14 protein-coding genes are annotated in these 15,715 nt (G+C 68.5%); 6 read left to right on the top strand and 8 right to left on the bottom strand.

Annotation, left to right across the window (positions count from 1 at the left end; translation table 11 throughout):
* Positions 1 to 131 precede the first annotated feature (131 nt).
* The 4 genes from HNP48_RS30410 to HNP48_RS30425 all read right to left on the bottom strand — a co-directional run bounded on the left by HNP48_RS30410 (position 132) and on the right by HNP48_RS30425 (position 4,914).
* Positions 132 to 1,115 (bottom strand): substrate-binding domain-containing protein, encoded by a 984-nt coding sequence (locus HNP48_RS30410; protein WP_184864424.1) that lies wholly within the window; start codon positions 1,113 to 1,115, stop codon positions 132 to 134.
* 100 nt (positions 1,116 to 1,215) lie between these two features.
* Entirely contained in the window at positions 1,216 to 2,244 is a 1,029-nt protein-coding gene (locus tag HNP48_RS30415; RefSeq protein ID WP_184864426.1) for an ABC transporter permease, read from the bottom strand.
* Positions 2,225 to 3,712 carry a sugar ABC transporter ATP-binding protein gene (locus HNP48_RS30420; protein WP_184864428.1) on the bottom strand — a complete coding sequence of 496 codons (1,488 nt, stop codon included), beginning with the start codon at positions 3,710 to 3,712 and terminating at the stop codon, positions 2,225 to 2,227. The genes HNP48_RS30415 and HNP48_RS30420 overlap by 20 nt, the downstream gene beginning before the upstream one ends.
* Complete coding sequence (locus HNP48_RS30425) at positions 3,709 to 4,914, bottom strand: ROK family transcriptional regulator (protein ID WP_409362592.1); 1,206 nt, start codon at positions 4,912 to 4,914, stop codon at positions 3,709 to 3,711. Before HNP48_RS30425 ends, HNP48_RS30420 begins: the two co-directional genes overlap by 4 nt.
* A gap of 216 nt (positions 4,915 to 5,130) precedes the next feature.
* Here HNP48_RS30425 and HNP48_RS30430 point away from each other — a divergent pair, with 216 nt between their 5' ends.
* The 3 genes from HNP48_RS30430 (at position 5,131) to HNP48_RS30440 (ending at position 9,203) form a co-directional block, all read left to right on the top strand.
* Positions 5,131 to 6,978 carry a bifunctional UDP-sugar hydrolase/5'-nucleotidase gene (locus tag HNP48_RS30430; protein WP_184864430.1) on the top strand — a complete coding sequence of 616 codons (1,848 nt, stop codon included), beginning with the start codon at positions 5,131 to 5,133 and terminating at the stop codon, positions 6,976 to 6,978.
* Entirely contained in the window at positions 6,951 to 8,105 is a 1,155-nt protein-coding gene (locus HNP48_RS30435; RefSeq protein WP_184864432.1) for a hypothetical protein, read from the top strand. Before HNP48_RS30430 ends, HNP48_RS30435 begins: the two co-directional genes overlap by 28 nt.
* A gap of 93 nt (positions 8,106 to 8,198) precedes the next feature.
* Positions 8,199 to 9,203: an endonuclease/exonuclease/phosphatase family protein gene (locus HNP48_RS30440; RefSeq protein ID WP_184864434.1), complete on the top strand. Its 1,005-nt coding sequence runs from the start codon at positions 8,199 to 8,201 to the stop codon at positions 9,201 to 9,203.
* Here HNP48_RS30440 and HNP48_RS30445 read toward each other — a convergent pair.
* Positions 9,200 to 9,685 (bottom strand): DUF1801 domain-containing protein, encoded by a 486-nt coding sequence (locus HNP48_RS30445; RefSeq protein ID WP_260420435.1) that lies wholly within the window; start codon positions 9,683 to 9,685, stop codon positions 9,200 to 9,202. The two genes, HNP48_RS30440 and HNP48_RS30445, sit on opposite strands and share 4 nt — an antisense overlap.
* A gap of 365 nt (positions 9,686 to 10,050) precedes the next feature.
* On the opposite strand from HNP48_RS30445, the gene HNP48_RS30450 reads away from it, so the two are divergent.
* Complete coding sequence (locus tag HNP48_RS30450) at positions 10,051 to 11,355, top strand: sensor domain-containing diguanylate cyclase (protein WP_184864445.1); 1,305 nt, start codon at positions 10,051 to 10,053, stop codon at positions 11,353 to 11,355.
* 16 nt (positions 11,356 to 11,371) lie between these two features.
* Here the strand turns inward: HNP48_RS30450 and HNP48_RS30455 are convergent, their stop codons facing one another.
* Positions 11,372 to 12,337, bottom strand: coding sequence for a DMT family transporter (locus tag HNP48_RS30455; RefSeq protein ID WP_184864447.1), 966 nt, complete (start codon positions 12,335 to 12,337; stop codon positions 11,372 to 11,374).
* A gap of 84 nt (positions 12,338 to 12,421) precedes the next feature.
* Here HNP48_RS30455 and HNP48_RS30460 point away from each other — a divergent pair, with 84 nt between their 5' ends.
* Together HNP48_RS30460 and HNP48_RS30465 are read left to right on the top strand one after the other, a co-directional pair.
* Positions 12,422 to 13,288, top strand: coding sequence for a LysR family transcriptional regulator (locus tag HNP48_RS30460; protein WP_184864449.1), 867 nt, complete (start codon positions 12,422 to 12,424; stop codon positions 13,286 to 13,288).
* A 72-nt stretch (positions 13,289 to 13,360) separates the two neighbouring features.
* Positions 13,361 to 14,497 (top strand): zinc-binding dehydrogenase, encoded by a 1,137-nt coding sequence (locus HNP48_RS30465; RefSeq protein WP_184864451.1) that lies wholly within the window; start codon positions 13,361 to 13,363, stop codon positions 14,495 to 14,497.
* Between the two features lie 16 nt (positions 14,498 to 14,513).
* Here HNP48_RS30465 and HNP48_RS30470 read toward each other — a convergent pair whose 3' ends face one another.
* Positions 14,514 to 15,164 (bottom strand): DsbA family protein, encoded by a 651-nt coding sequence (locus HNP48_RS30470; protein WP_184864461.1) that lies wholly within the window; start codon positions 15,162 to 15,164, stop codon positions 14,514 to 14,516.
* A 367-nt stretch (positions 15,165 to 15,531) separates the two neighbouring features.
* Positions 15,532 to 15,714 (bottom strand): hypothetical protein, encoded by a 183-nt coding sequence (locus HNP48_RS30475; protein WP_221480412.1) that lies wholly within the window; start codon positions 15,712 to 15,714, stop codon positions 15,532 to 15,534.
* Position 15,715 lies beyond the last annotated feature (1 nt).

The raw sequence follows: 15,715 nt of genomic DNA on the forward strand, positions 1-15,715 counted from the left end.
TGGGGCTCCAGAAAATGGGGGCAGCGCGTGGTTGATCCAATCCGCTGCCCATCGCAACAATCGACCTTCGCAACGGCCGGCCCATGGCTCGGCCGTTGCGATGGGGGCCAAGGCCCCATCAGGCTTTCCGATCAGAAGGGGGAGTCAGGGAAGTAGAAGCTCTTGGCGTTGTCCTTGGTGATCAGCACCGAAGGAATGATGGTCGTGGGCGGCAGCTTGTCACCCTTGATGCGTGCCTCGGCCGTGAGCTTGATCGAGTCGTAGATGAACTTGGGGCTGTACGACACGTTGGCCTGGATCAGCGGGTTGCTGCCGTCGGCCAGCGTCTTGATCATGCCCTTGGCACCCGCGCCGCCGAACACCAGCTTGATGTCCTTGCGCTTGGACTGCTCGATGGCCTTGAGCACGCCCACGGCCATGTCGTCGTCGGCAGCCCAGACGGCGTCGATCTGCGGGAAGCGGGTCAGGTAGTCCTGCATGACCTTGAAGGCGTCGTCGCGGTTCCAGTTGGCGTACTTGGCGTCCAGCAGCTTGATGTCGGGGTGGTTCTTGAGCACCGCGTTGAACGCGTCCATGCGCTCGTTGTCCAGCGTGGTCGCAATGCCGCGCATGGCCACCACATTGCCCTTGCCGTTCAGCGCCTTGGCGATGTACTCGGCCGGGATCTTGCCGAAGGCGGTGTTGTCACCGGCCACGTAGGCATCCTGCGCGCTGGTGTCGGTCAGGCCGCGGTCCACCACCGTCACGTAGACGCCCTTGGCCTTGACCTGGGCCACGGGCTTGGTCAGCGCGGCCGATTCGAAGGGGAAGATCACCAGGGCGTTGATCTTGTTGACCGTGACCAGGTCCTGCAGCTGGTTGGCCTGCTCGGGCGCGCCGCCGGCTGTCTTGACGATGACCTGCAGGCCGGGGTGGGCCTTCTCCAGGTCCTTCTTGGCCTGATTGGCCCAGTACACGATGCCACCCGTGAAGCCGTGCGTGGCCGAGGGAATGGCCACGCCCACCACGACCTTGTTGGCCTGCGCCATGGCAGGGCCGGCCAGTGCCAGCGCGGCGGCAGCGCCCACGGCCGAGAGGGCCAGGCGGCGGGTGAACGAAGAAAGTTGGCTGTTCATGCGTTGTCTCCTGTTGCTTTGAAAAATGGCCATGGAAGCTGGCCGGCTGGGGAACACGAAAGTCAAACGACCTACCGAGAAAAACGATTCCGACGACACATCACCGCTTGCCGCGCTGCATGAACGCAACGGCGATGATCACGAAGCCCTGCACCGCCGCATTCAGGTACACGCTGATGATGCTGGTGAGGTTGAGGATGTTGCTGATGACCGACAGCAGGATGGCACCCACCACTGTGCCGGTGATGCTGCCCGCCCCGCCCTTCAGGACCGTGCCGCCCACGATCACCGCGGCAATGGCCTCCAGCTCCCACAGCAGGCCCGTGGTGGGCGATGCCGAGCCCAGGCGCGGCACGTAGAGCAGCGTGGCGATGCCCACGCACACGCCCAGCAGCATGTAGGTCAGGATCTTGATCTTGTGCACATCCACCGCGGCGTACTGCGCCACCTGCTCGTTGGAGCCGATGGCCTGCACATAGCGGCCATAGGCCGTGCGGTTGAGGATGACGCCACCCACCACCGCCACCAGCAGAAAGATCCACACCGGAATGGGCACGCCCAACAGGTTGGCGTAGTACACGGGGCTGTAGAGGTCCGACAGATCGTTCTCCAGCGTGATGGCTCCACCGTTGGAGAAGTACGTGAGGTAGGCGCGGAAGATGCCCAGCGTGCCCAGGGTCACGATGAAGGGCTCGATGCGCCCCTTGGTGATGAGCAAGCCATGCACCAGCCCGAATACTGCACCCAGCACCACGGCCAGCGCCATGCCGACGATCACCGCGGCCATGGGCGAACCCAGCACGGGCGCCATGGCGTTCATGAACAGGATGACCGAGCCCGCGATCAGCGCCGCCATGGAGCCCACGGACAGGTCGATGCCGCCCGAGATGATGACGAAGCACATGCCCACCGCGATGATGCCGATGAAGGCCGTGCGCGTGAGCACGTTCATCACGTTGTCGTAGGTGGCGAAGTTGCTGTTGAGCAGCGTGCCGGCAATGCACAGCAGCACCAGGCCGATGACCGGGCCCATGCCGTGCAGCTTGCCCCACCAGGCGGTTGCGGCACCGTGGCGGCTGCCGCCTGCCTGGGGTGCGGCGGCGGTGTTCTCAGCGGGTACCTGTGGCATGGACGATCAACTCCTCTTCGGTCAAATGGGGTTCCTGGAGCGTGGTCTGCAAGCGGCCGGCGCGCATCACCGCCACGCGGTGGCACAGGCCGATCAGCTCCATCAGTTCGGACGAAATCACGATCACCGCCAGGCCCTCGCCCGCCAGGCGCTGCACCAGGTGGTAGATCTCGCGCTTGGCGCCCACGTCCACGCCGCGCGTGGGCTCGTCGAGCACCACCACGCTGGGGCCGGGGTGCAGCACCTTGGCCAGCGCGAGTTTTTGCTGGTTGCCCCCCGACAGGGATGAGGCCCGCACGTCGAGCGAACCGGTGCGTATGCCGAACTCCTGCACCGCATCGCGCAGCGCCGCTTGCTCGGCCGCGGGGTCGAGCCAGGGCTTGGCGTAGCGCTCCAGCGCCATCAGCGTGAGGTTGGGGCGCAGGCTGAAGTGCACATGCAGGCCCTTGCCCTTGCGGTCTTCGCTCAGGTAGGTGAGGCCGTGGTGTGCCGCATCGCGCGGGCTTTTCAGCTGCACGGGCTTGCCTGCCAGCTCCACTGTTCCTGCAGTGCGCGGGCGCAGGCCCAAGAGGCCTTCGAACAGTTCGGTGCGCCCGGCGCCCACCAGGCCGGCAAAGCCCAGGATCTCGCCGCGCCGCACCTCGAAATCGATGTCCTGCGCCCACCCGGGCACGGTGAGCCCACGCACCTTGAGGGCGGGCTCGCCCGCCGGCGCAGGCAGCTTGGCAGGGAACAGGTCGGCCAGCTCACGGCCCACCATGAGGTTGGCCATCTGCCGCCGTGTGACGCTGGCCGTGGGCTCGCGTGCCACCAGCAGGCCGTCGCGCATGACCACCACCTCATCGGTGGTGCGCTCCACCTCGTCGAGCTTGTGCGAGATGTAGATGATGGTCACGCCCGCGGCCTTGAGCCCGGCCATCAGCGTGAACAGGCGCTCCGTCTCGCCCGGGGTCAGCGTGGCGGTGGGTTCGTCCATGATGAGCAGGCGCGCATTGCGGGCCAGCGCGCGGGCGATCTCGACCAGCTGCTTTTCAGCCACGATGAGCTTCTTCACGCGCGTGTCGGGGTCCAGCGGCAGGCCCACCTGGGCCAAAGCCGCACGGGTCTTCTCGCGCATGGCCGCATCGTCGAGGAAGAAGCCCTTCTTGATCTCGTGTCCGAGGAAGATGTTCTGCGCAATCGTCAGGTCGTCCGCCAGGTTGAACTCCTGGTGGATCAGCACGATGCCCTGGACCTCGGCCGCGCGCGAGCCGCCGCCGGGGGCGCGCACGGCGCCGTCCACCACCACCTCGCCGGTGGTGGGGCTTTCGTAGCCGGCCAGTATCTTCATCAGCGTGGACTTGCCCGCGCCGTTCTCGCCCAAGAGGCCGTACACCCGGCCCGGCTGCAGCGCGAAGCCCACGCCGTGCAGCACGCGCACAGGGCCGAACTCTTTGGTGACGTTGCGGAACTCGACGGCGACGCTCATCGTGTGCTCCCTCCTGCGCGTGCCATGCTCTCCTGCATGGCCAGCACACCGGCGCCCACCACGCCGGCATCGTCGGCCAGAGGGGCGTACTGGATCTCAAGGTGGCGCGTGGACAGGGCCAGCGAGCGGTGGTACACGCTTTGGCGCACCGAGGCCAGGAACAGCGGGCCCATGTCCGTCACGCGCCCGGCGATGAACACGTGCGAGGGGTTGAAGAAGTTGACCACCGAGGCCAGCATCTGCCCCACCAGGTTGCCTGCGCGCTGGATGATGGCATTGGCCACCACATCGCCCGCGCGGCTGGCCTGGGCGACATCTTCGGTGGTCAGTGTGCCGCTGGCCTGCAGGCGCTCGGCCAGCAAGGCACTTTCGCCGGCCTGGGCCGCGGCCAGTGCCATGCGCGCCATGGCGGGCGCGGCGGCCATGGCCTCCACACAGCCCTGGTTGCCGCAGTGGCAGCGCGGGCCGGCCTGGTCCACGCAGATGTGGCCCACGTCGCCGGCCGAGCCATTGGCGCCCCGGTACACCTGGCCATGGCAGACAATGCCGCAGCCAATGCCCGTGCCGACCTTGATGACCAAAAAGTTGGGCAGGTTGCGCTGCAGCCGCCACAGCTCGCCCAGCGCCATCAGGTTCACGTCGTTGTCCACGAAGACGGGCGCGGCAAAGGCCTCGCGCAGGTAGTCGCGGATGGAAAAGCCGTCCCAGTCGGGCATCAGCGGGGGGTTGACGAGCTGGCCGCTTTCAAAGTCCACTGGCCCCGGCACACCCATGCCGATGGCGATGACCTGCGAGGCCGGCAGCCCGCAGCGCGCCATCAGTTCGCGCATCAGGCCGCGCAGCCGCGCCAGGATGACGCCCGGGCCCTGGCGCACGTCGATGGGTTCGCGGTGCCGCGCCAGCACGGTCATGTCGGGCCGCATCACGGCCACCTGCATGCTGGTGGCGCCCAGGTCGGCGCCGATCACCACGCCCAGGGTCTCGCTCAGGCGCAGGGTTTCGGCCCGGCGCCCGCCGGAGGACTCCTGCAGGCCCACTTCGTCGAGCAGGCCTTCGTCCAGCAAGGCCGCCACCATGGCGTTGGCCTTGCTCTTGGAATAGGCCAGCCGCTGCGCCAGCGCATGCCGCGACGCGCCTGCCGACCAGAAAATGGCCTGCAGAACGTCCAGGTCTTCGGTGCCGCAGTTGTGCCAGCGTGCCAAGGCTTGTCTCCTGTTCTTGTCATGGGATCCCAGGGGTCGTAACCGGCCTCACCTGGGTCGCCTGCGCCTCGAAGGGACGCGTTGGGCAAATACTATGCGGCCCACTTAGGCCACACAAGACTTAACTTAGACCTAATTTTGGCCAAAGTGCTTCACGGCATTGTCACGCGGACCGGATCCACTCGGCAGCAGACCCATCTCCAACACGAGGGACCCATGACATTGCGATGGATTGCCGCGGCCTCTGCCGCCCTGGCCGTTACCGTGGTTGCGTGCAGCAGCGGGGGCAGCGAACCGCCGTTCACCGTCAAGCTGATCGGCTTCAACGACTACCACGGCAACCTGGAATCCCCGGGCACCTTCGGCACCAGTGCCGCGGTGCCGGCGGCCGAGCGCCCCCCCGTGGGCGGCGCCGAGTTCATGGCCGCCCATGTGGCCAAACTCAAGGCGCAGAACCCGAACAACGTGGTGGTGGGCGCGGGCGACTCGATCGGTGCCTCGCCGCTGATCTCGGCCCTGTTCCAGGACGAGCCCGCAGTGGAAACGCTCAACCGCATCGGGCTCGAATTCAACTCGGTGGGCAACCACGAGTTCGACAAGGGCTCGGCCGAGCTGCTGCGCCTGCAGAACGGCGGCTGCAAGAGCGGCGAGCCCAACAGCTGCAAGGGCGCGACGGCAGGCACGCCCGTGCCCTTCGAGGGCGCGAAGTTCAAGTGGCTGTCGGCCAACGTCATTGCCACGGCCACGGGCAAGACGCTGCTGCCGGCCTATGGCATCAAGGAGTTCAAGGGCGTCAAGATGGCCTTCATCGGCATGACCTTCAAGGCCACGCCCACCGTCGTGACCCCCACCGGCGTGGCCGGCCTGGAGTTCCGCGACGAAATCCAGACGGTGAACAACCTCATCCCCGAACTCAAGAACCAGGGCATCGAAGCCATCGTGGTGCTGGTGCACGAGGGCGGTTTCCAATCGGGCACGGTGTCGGACATCAACGGCTGCGAGGGCGGCCTCGCCGGCTCGGCCATCGCCACCCTGGTCAAGGGCCTGGACAACGCCGTGGACGCCGTCGTCAGCGGCCACACCCACGCTGCCTACAACTGCAAGCTGCCCAATGCCACGGGCCGCGCTATTCCCGTGACCAGCTCCAGTTCGTTCGGCCGCGTGCTGACCGATATGGACCTGACCATCGATCCCTCCACACGCGACATCACGGCGATCACCACCACCAACCGCCTGGTGGTGCGCAACGACCCCGCCGTGCCCGCCGATGCGGCCGTTGCCCGCATCATTGCCGGCTACAACAGCCTGGTCTCGCCGATTGCCAACACCGTGATCGGCTCCATCGCCGCCGAACTGCCCAACACCCGCACCGACGCCGCCTGCAACATGCCGGCCGGCGATCTGGTGGCCGACGCCATGCTGGCGGCCACGCAGGGCCCCACCTTCGGCTCCGCCGTCATCGCGCTGATGAATGGCGGCGGCGTGCGCAACCCCGGCTTCACCTTTGCGAGCAGCACCGTGGGCGAAGGACCTGGCAACATCACCTATGGCGAAGCCTTCACCACCCAGCCCTTCGGCAACAGCTTGGTGACCATGTCGCTCACGGCGCAGGACCTCAAGGACGTGCTGGAAGAGCAGTTCGCGGGCTGCAAGGGCCAGTCGGCCACTGCCACGCGCGTGATGCTGCCCTCCAACGGCTTCAAGTACACCTGGGACGGCGCCAAGGCCTGCGGCGCGCGCGTGAGCAATGTCACGCTGCGCAACGGGTCTTCGACCGAGACCATCGTCGACGCCTCGGGCACGGTGGCCAACCCCACCAAGACCTACCGCGTCACCATGAACAACTTCATGGCCGACGGCGGCGATGGCTACTCCACCTTCCTCAAGGGCACCAACCGCCTGGGCGGCGCGCAGGACATCGATGCACTCGTGGCCTACCTGTCGGGCTTCAAGGCGCCCAAGGCACCGTACACGCTGGGCAGCAACCCCAACGACGCGGGCAGCGTGCGCATCCAGCGCAGCGGCACCAACACAGCATGCCCCACCGGCGCCGTCACGTCCTGACGGGCCTGCTGGCGCTGGCCGCCAGCCCGCTGGCAGCCTCACCGGCCACCGAGGAGAAGCTCCGGGCCATCATGCAGGCGTCGGCGGCCCGGCCGCCCGACGCCGAGCGCCTGCGCGAACGCGAAGCGCTGCTGCGCGAAGCCGAGGCCGCGCTGGCGGCCGGCAATGCGCACAAGGCCGAGCAGGGCTTCGACCGCGCTGCATTGATCCTGCACTCGGCCGACACCGAGATGGGCCTGGTGCGCAGCTACATGCAGGCGGGCCAGTACCGGCGCGCACTGGCCTTTGGCGCGCACACGGCAGGCGCACACCTCGACGCGGTGGGCGGCGCGGCCCTGTACGCCTGGCTGCTGCACGCGGGTGGGCAGGACGCCATCGCCCGCAAGCTGCTGGCCGATGCGCAGGCACGCGCGCCATCGCAACCGCTGGTGGCCGGCGTAGGCCGTGCGCTGGCATCGGGTGCGCCGCATGCGAGCGGCGACATGCTGCTGCCGCCCGCGCGGCTGGCACCGTACAGCCATGCCGCCTTGTTGCCGAACGGCGCACGCCTGGTGGCCACCGGCACGCTGCTCGGCGAAGGCCGTGCGGCCCTGGTGCCCGCGCAGGCCATCGCGGCCAGCCGGCGCCTGTGGGTGCGCAACGGGCTGGGGCAACTGGCCCCCGCCTCCGCCGAGCCGGGGCGAACTGGCGAGCGTGCGCTCGCCCTGCTGCGCCTGGGCAGCCCACTGCCCGCACCGTCTCTGGGCAGCGTGCCCGCGAGTGCATTCCCCGGGGCCGTGGCGTTTGCGGTGGCGTACGCCCACACCAGCGATGCGGGGGCAGCATGGCCGCTGCTGCGCACCGGTTTCGTCGGTGCCGCCCGGGGCGCGGACGGGGACCGCGAGCTCGATGCATCCCTGCACCAGGGCCTGGCGCCGGGCGGCCCCGTCTTCGACCAGGCCGGGCGGCTTGCGGGCATCGCACTGGCCGACAGCACCGGCGCACGCTTGCTGGCCGCGCCCCGCCTGCGCGAGGCGTTCGCGGGGCGGGTGGCACTGCCAACGTCCAGCGAGGCGGCGCGCCTGGGGCCCGATGCGGTCTACGAAGCAGCGCTGCGCAGCACCTTGCAGGTGATCGCCGCGCGCTGAGGGCAAGGCTTGCCCCCTGGGAGCTGGGGAAACACCAAGGAAATTCCCGCCCGGAGCAGCAAGCGGTGCCGCCCGGCCGATACCATCGGCCGCATGCCACGACAACGTTTTCCGAGAACTGCCAATTTCATCACCGCACGCGCACGCTGGCTGGCCTGGCTGTGCGCCCTGGGCTCCCTCTCGGCCCCGGTATCGCGCGTGCTGCCGGTGGATCAGGTGCCCACGCTGCAATGGCTGGTGGAGCTGGCAGCCCATTGGCAGTGGCTGTACCTGCTGGTGGGGGTGCTTGCACTGGTGCTGCTGGTGCTTGCGCGGCCCAGTGGCCGCGTAGGCCATGGCTGGCTGGCCCTGGCCGTGCTGGCGCTGGGCGGCAGCTTTCTGTGGCAGCCTGCCACCCTGCCGCGCGGCGCAGAACCATCGGGCCCCGGCGCCGTGCTGGCCGTGGGCAGTGCCAACCTCAACCTTGCAACCACCGACTTCGGCCCGCTCACGGCCTGGCTGGCTTCGCCCGATGCGCCCGACGTGGTGTTTCTGCAGGAGTTCACCGCCCTGGCCCAGCAGGCCCTGACCGGGCACCCCGGCGTGGCGGCCCGCTACCCGCACCGGCTGGAAGCCCCCGATCCCAGCCCGTTTGGCCTGGCCGTGCTCTCGCGCCACCCCTTGTCCGACCTGCAAACCCTCCAGCCGCAGGACCTGCGCGACACCTTGCGGCTGCGCGCCGCCATGGCCTGGAACGGCAAGGCCGTGCAACTGAGCGCGCTGCACCCCATGCCACCGCTCGACGCCGGCTTCGCCCAGGCCCGCGACCGGGCCCTGGTGCAGGAAGCCGAACGCTTTGCCCAGGCAGGCGGGCCGGCCCTGCTGGTGGGCGACCTGAACACCACTCCCTGGGCGCGCAGCCTGTTCGCAGTGGAGGCCACCTTGCGCCGTACCACTGGCGCGGCCCCCAGCTGGCCCAATGCCTTTGGCTGGCTGTCGGTGCTGCCGCTGGACCATGTGCTGGCCTCGAACGGCTGGCAGGTGCTGGACTCGCGCACCGGGCCTGATCTGGGGTCGGACCACCGGCCCATGGTGGTGCGGCTGAGGCTTGCGCCTTAACCTGCGTTCCTTGCCGCAGGCGCCTTGGTCTTTGTTTTTTTCTGCGCGGCCTGCAGGCCATTGAAGTCCGCCGCTGCCCGGAACAGCGCCTTGAGTGCTGCCTCGTTGACCACTTCGCCTTCGCGCACATCGATGGCACGGCGCGTGTTGCCCTCCAGGCTCGAATTGAACAGGCCTTTGGGATCAGGCAGCGAGGCGCCCTTGGCAAAGGTCATCTTCACGGCCTGCTTGTAGGTCTCGCCCGTGCACAGGATGCCGGCATGCGACCAGACGGGCACGCCCATCCACTTGACCTCCTCGACCACCTCGGGCACGGCCTCGTGCATGAGCTTGCGCAGGTGCGCCAGGGTTTCGCCGCGCCAGTCAGCGAGGCCCTTGATCTTGGCGTCGATCAGGGCCGACGCCGGATCCCCAGGTCCTTGGGTAGCTGCCTTGGGTGAGGCGCGGCCCAGAGAAGATGCGGGCTTGGTCGGTGTGCTCATTCCTGTGTCTCCTCGTGCCGGACGGCTGTACATGTTCTGCCAGTCTATCGACTCTGCGGCGCGCCGCTTGCCGCCACGCCTTCCATGTTGCACATGGCCACACTGCAAACAACTGCAAACAAGCCGCCTTCGCGGTGCCAGCGCGGCGGCAACATGTAAAGAAACGTATCAGATAGCTTATGCTGCGAAGCATCCGGTCCAGCCCCGCCAGGAGACAGCGAATGACCAGAGCACCCGCGCACCCGCATGCGGCGGTAATGCCTATGCCCCGTGCTCTTCGATCACCCCAGGTCGGAGCCCTTTTTGTGGGCGCCTTGGTCTTCGGCTTCGCCCTTCTGGGTATCTTCACCCGACCAGTGGGGGCCTTGGCGGCTTTCTGGCCGGCGAATGCCGTGCTGCTGGGTGTGCTGGTGCGCTGGCCCACGCTGGCGCGACCTTTCGCATGGTGCGCGGCAGCCATTGCCCTCGTGTCCGCAGACCTGCTGACGGGGGGCACCTGGGCCAAGGCGACCCACCTGTCAGCAGCCAACCTCGTGGGGGTGGCGGTCGGCTACCTGCTTTTTATGCGCCTGTCCCCCGAACACAGGACGCTGCGCAGCACGCAGTCAATGGTCTATTTCCTTTTGATCGTCACGCTGGCCTCGTTGGCGGTCGGTTTGGCAGGCATGTTCATCAACCCGCGGCTGTTTGGTGGCACGCCGGTCTCGGGCCTGTGGTTCTGGTTCACGTCCGAGCTGGTGGACTACCTGGTGATCCTTCCCGTGGTGCTGACCATGCCCGCCTGGCAGCGTCCACGCCTGATCAACCGGCGCGGGTCGGTGCTCCAGGGCCTCGCAGCCCGGCAACTGCTTCCAGTCTGCACCCTGCTCCTGGGCGCACTCCTGACCAAGGTTTTCAATGGCCCGGGCGCCATTGCCTACCTGGTGCCGGGCCTGCTGTGGTGCGCACTGTCGTACAGCCTGTTCGCCACGGCCGTGCTGATCCTGATCAGCAGCGCCTGGGTCCTGATGGCCGTCTCCGCAGGGCAACTGCACTTCGGCGCGGATTTCAGCGCGCCGTATGCCCTGCAAAGCTTCCGCATCGCCATCGCGCTCATCGTCATGGGCCCGCTCACGGTGGCCACGGTCATGGATGCGCGCAACCAGTTGCTCAGGCAATGGCTGCATGCGGCCACACACGACCCGCTCACGGACTGCCTGAACCGCAGCGGGTTTGCCGACCAGGCAGCATCGTCGCTGTCAGCGCTGCGCGGCACCGACCGCCCCGCGGCGGTGCTGATGCTGGACATCGACCATTTCAAGATGGTCAACGACCGCCACGGACACGCCATCGGCGACCAGGTGCTGGCGGCCACGGCAGCTCAGATAGCCCGCTCGCTGCGCAGCACCGATCTGCTGGGCCGCTGGGGCGGCGAGGAGTTTGCCATCCTCCTGCCCAACTGCAGCCCCGAGGAAGCCTTGCAGGTGGCACAGCGCATCTGCGGGCAGTGCGCGCAACAGCGCGTGCCGTTGCCGGGTACGGACACGCTGGGCATTACCGTCAGCATTGGCTTGGCCAGTTTTCCCACGACGCCCGAATCGTTGGAAGCCGCCCTCGCCCAGGCGGATGAGGCCCTGTACCGCGCCAAGGGCCAGGGGCGCAATCGCGTGGCTGTGGCGCCGCCTCCGTAGCGGGGCACGCCCTTCACTAGCCCCTTTTCGCCCGGCTTGCCGGCCGCCGTATGGTCCACAGCGCCGCCGCCATCAGCAGCACACCCCCCAGTTGCACCGGGCTCAGCGTGCGCCCGTACACGGCCCAGTCCACCAGCACGGCGGTCAGTGGGTAGACGAACTGCAGCACCGCCACCTTGCCCAGCGCCAGCCGGGCCATGCCCGCGAACAGGATCACATAGGCCAGGCCCGTGTGCAGCACGCCCAGGCCCGTGAGCCAGGCCCAGGCAGCCACCGTGTGCGGCCAGCCAAAGGCCAGCGGTGCCCAGGCCAGCAGCAAGGCCCCCACCAGGCACTGCCACAGTGCCAGCGCAAACGGGCTGATGGGTGCAGGCGCGCGGCTGGCCAACAGCGTGACGGCGGCATAGCAGAACGAGCCGCCCAGGCACATCAGCACGCCAGCCACATAGGCCCCGCCATCGGCCGTGCCGGCAGGGATGCCGTCGAGCAGGCCCGTGGTGAGCACCAATCCAGCCAGCGCGGCCAGCGTGGCCGCCCACTGGGTGGGCGAAATGCGCTCGCGCAGGAACAGTGCGCCGAAGACGATGACCCAGATCGGCTGCACGTGGAAGATGACCGTGGCCACCGCAATGGAGGTGCGCGGTATGGCCGCGAAAAACAGCGCCCAGTTGAGCACCATGAACACGCCCGTGGCGCAGGCCACCCAGCGGCTTGTCGCCTGGTGGCGCAGCAGCAGCTCGCGCCCCCGGCCCGTGGCCAGGCACCAGGCCACCAAGGCGAGCGCGCCAAACACGCAGCGGAACCACACCGTGACCAGCGGGTGCTGGCCGGCCTCTTCGACAAAGACGCCAATGGTGCCGAGCAGCATGCCGCCGGCGATCATGAGCCATTGGCCTGTGCGTTCGCGGGCTTGGCCTGCCGGGTCCCCCCCCATGGAAAGAATGGCGGGAGATGCGGGCAATGCGGAGGCCTTGTTGTTCATGGCGCCAATGGTCGTTGCTCCATCGCTTGAGGTAAAGCGCATAGTTCGCAGCACAGCCATTCGATAATCGAATACATTGCACGCATGAACTACCCCGACCTGCAGATCGACTGGCTGCGCGCCTTTGTCGCCGTGGCGGACGCAGGCTCGCTCTCGGCAGCGGCGCCGCTGTTGCACCGCTCGCAGTCTGCGGTGAGCATGCAGATCAAGAAGCTTGAATCCGCGCTCGGCCGCCCGGTGCTGCTGCGCGGCCCGCGCCACCTGGAGCTCACGCCCCTGGGGCAGGAGCTGCTGGCCTATGCCCGCCGCATGCTGGAGCTGCAGGCCGAAACGCAGGCGGCGCTGTTCGGCCCGCGCCTGGCAGGCCGCGTGCGCCTGGGCGTGCCGGACGACTATGCATCGACCTACCTCACGCCCGTGCTGCGCAGCTTCTCGCACCGCTACCAGGGGGTGGAGATCGAGCTGACCTGCGAGCAATCGACCTCGCTGATCCCGCGCGTGGGGCGCGGCGAGCTCGACCTGGCCCTGGTCTCGCGCGACAAGCCGCAGCGCGGGCGCTTTCTGTTCCAGGAGCCGCTGGTCTGGGTGGGCGCGGCCCAGTTCGAGGCCTGGCGGCGCGACCCGCTGCCGATTGCGGTGTACGAATCGGCCAGCCTGGCGCGCATCGCCACCATGAAGGCCCTGGCCGCACGGCGCCGCGCCTACCGCATCGTGTACCACAGCTCCAGCCTGGCGGGCCAGCTGGCCGCCGTGGAAAGCGGCCTGGCCGTGGCCGTGCTCACGCGCTGCAGCGTGCCGGCCAACCTGCAGATACTGCAGAACCTGCCGGCCGAGTTCGACCTGCCCGCGCTCGATTCGATGGACGTGTCGGTGCTGCGCAGCAGGGAGTCGCAGCGCTCACCGGCCGTGGATGCGATGTACGATCAGATGGTGCGCACGCTGGCCCAGTGAGCAAGCCAAGTGGGTGACAGCGGAGACCGCTCACAAGGGCGAGAATGCAGCACATTTCCCCCGGAGACACCCATGACCATCCCCTCCACTGCCCTGCAACTGCGCTCGCTCGTGCAGCCCGACGGCACCCTGCAGATCAGCCTCGAACCCACGCCCGTGCCCACACCGGGCCCCGACGAGGTGCTGGTGCAGATCCAGGCCACGCCGATCAACCCCTCGGACATCGGCCTGCTGCTCGGGCCGGCCGATCTGTCCACCGTGCAGGTGGGCGGCAGTGCCGAGCGGCCCGTGGTGACCGCGCGCATCCCCGAGCGCGCCATGCCCGGCATGGCCGCGCGCCTGGGGCAGAGCATGCCCGTGGGCAATGAGGGCGCGGGCCTGGTGGTGGCGGCAGGTTCTTCGCCCGCAGCCCAGGCGCTGCTCGGCCGCACGGTGGCCCTGATCGGCGGGGCCATGTATGGGCAGTACCGGGCCATGCCGGCCGCGCAATGCCTGCCGCTGCCGGCGGGCACCACGGCGGCCGAGGGGGCTTCGTGCTTCGTCAACCCGCTCACGGCGCTGGGCATGGTGGAGACCATGAAGCGCGAAGGCCACACCGCCCTGGTGCACACCGCGGCGGCCAGCAACCTGGGCCAGATGCTCAACAGGATCTGCCAGAACGACGGCATCGGCCTGGTCAACATCGTGCGCAAGCCCGAGCAGGCGGCCCTGCTGCGCGAGCAGGGCGCGCAGTACGTCTGCGACAGCAGTGCGCCCGGCTTCATGGCCGAGCTGACCGATGCGCTGGCCGCCACGGGCGCCACCATTGCCTTCGACGCCACGGGCGGCGGCACGCTGGCCGGGCAGATCCTGCAATGCATGGAAGCGGCCATCAACCGCAAGGCCACCGAGTACAGCCGCTATGGCTCGGCCGTGCACAAGCAGGTCTACCTGTACGGCCACCTGGACACGCGCCCCACCGAGATTCAGCGCACCTTCGGCATGGCCTGGGGCGTGGGCGGCTGGTTGCTGTTCCCGTTTTTGCAGAAGATCGGCAACGAAGCGGCGCAGGCCCTGCGCCAGCGCGTGGCGGCCGAGCTCAAGACCACCTTCGCCAGCCACTACGCGCGCACGGTGTCGCTGGCCGGGGCGCTGAGCGCGGATGCCATTGCCTTCTACGGCCCGCGCAATACCGGGGCCAAGGTGCTGATCGATCCGTCGATGGAGTGAGCTGAGCGGACGGCGATCAGGCCGCCGCAGCCTGCACCAGCGCCACCAGCCGCTCGCGCGGCCCCAGCAGCGCATCGCCGCCCATCAGGCGCAACGCCCCGCCCTGCCCCGTTACCACCAGTTGCGGCACGCCGCGCGCACCGACGGCGCGCAGCAGCGCCTGGGCGTTGGCCACGCGCTCTGCCGTGGCGCGGTGCAGCGCGGCATCGGGCGCCCGGGCCAGTGCAGCGGCATCGGCCAGGCCGAGTGCCGCCAGCACATCCGCCAGCACCGCCGCATCGGCCGTGTCGCGGCCATCGACGTAACGGGCGTGCTGCAGCGCGTGCAGTGCTTCCAGCTCGCGGCCCGGTGCGGTCTGGGCCACGGCGGTCAGCGCCAGCGTGGCGGGGCCGGAGTCGAAGCGACCGCCCTCAGCACCCAGGATGTGGTCGCGGTAGGCCTGGGTGAAGGGCTGGCCGGTAAGCTGCTGGATGCGCTGGTCGTTGGACCAGGCGTACGCGGCAAACTGCGCATCCATGGGCCGGGCACCCTGCCCGGCAAACAGGCCTGATGGGGCCAAGGACACATCCAGGCCTTCCACGCCCTGCAGGTGTTTCAGCGCGGGCGCGGCGGCGTAGCACCAGCCGCACAGGGGGTCGAACAGGTAGGTCACCGAGATGAGGGGCATGGGTCAGGGTCTTTCAGATGCAATGTCAGGCGGTGGTACGGCTTGGGCGAGCGCGGCCTCGAACAGCGCCAGCTCTTCCTGCAGCGTGCCACGGCTGCGAAAGCGACGGCAAGGGCCTGTTGACACTAATTTCGGGGTCGCGAAGGCCCTTGCCAGCGTGCCAATCTAGGCGCGTGACGCAGCGTGTGCATGTGCACACGCAAGGAGCGCAACGACGAGTGGCGCGCCGGCAAGAGCCTTCCCTTCGGGTTGCCCGGCCTGGGGGCCGCCTGCGGCGTTGCCCGTGCTTGCAAGGTGCACACCTTGCTGCACACGGGCGCCTTGCATCCAGCCCCCAGGCCGGGCAACGCGATCCCCGAAATTAGTGTCAACAGGCCCTCGCCCGGTCGTACCAGTTCTCGGCGTCCTCCAGGTCGCCCTCCTGCACATGCAGAATGCCATGCAGCCAGGCGCCCAGCAGGGAGCTGTCGTGTTGGACCAGGTCGTGTGCCGCATTCCAGCGCCCGGCGCGCAGGTGCTGCAGCACTTGCTCAAGGGGATGTGTCGGCACG

Source organism: Acidovorax soli, from assembly GCF_014207955.1.
In the GTDB taxonomy this organism is placed as follows: domain Bacteria; phylum Pseudomonadota; class Gammaproteobacteria; order Burkholderiales; family Burkholderiaceae_C; genus Acidovorax; species Acidovorax soli_A.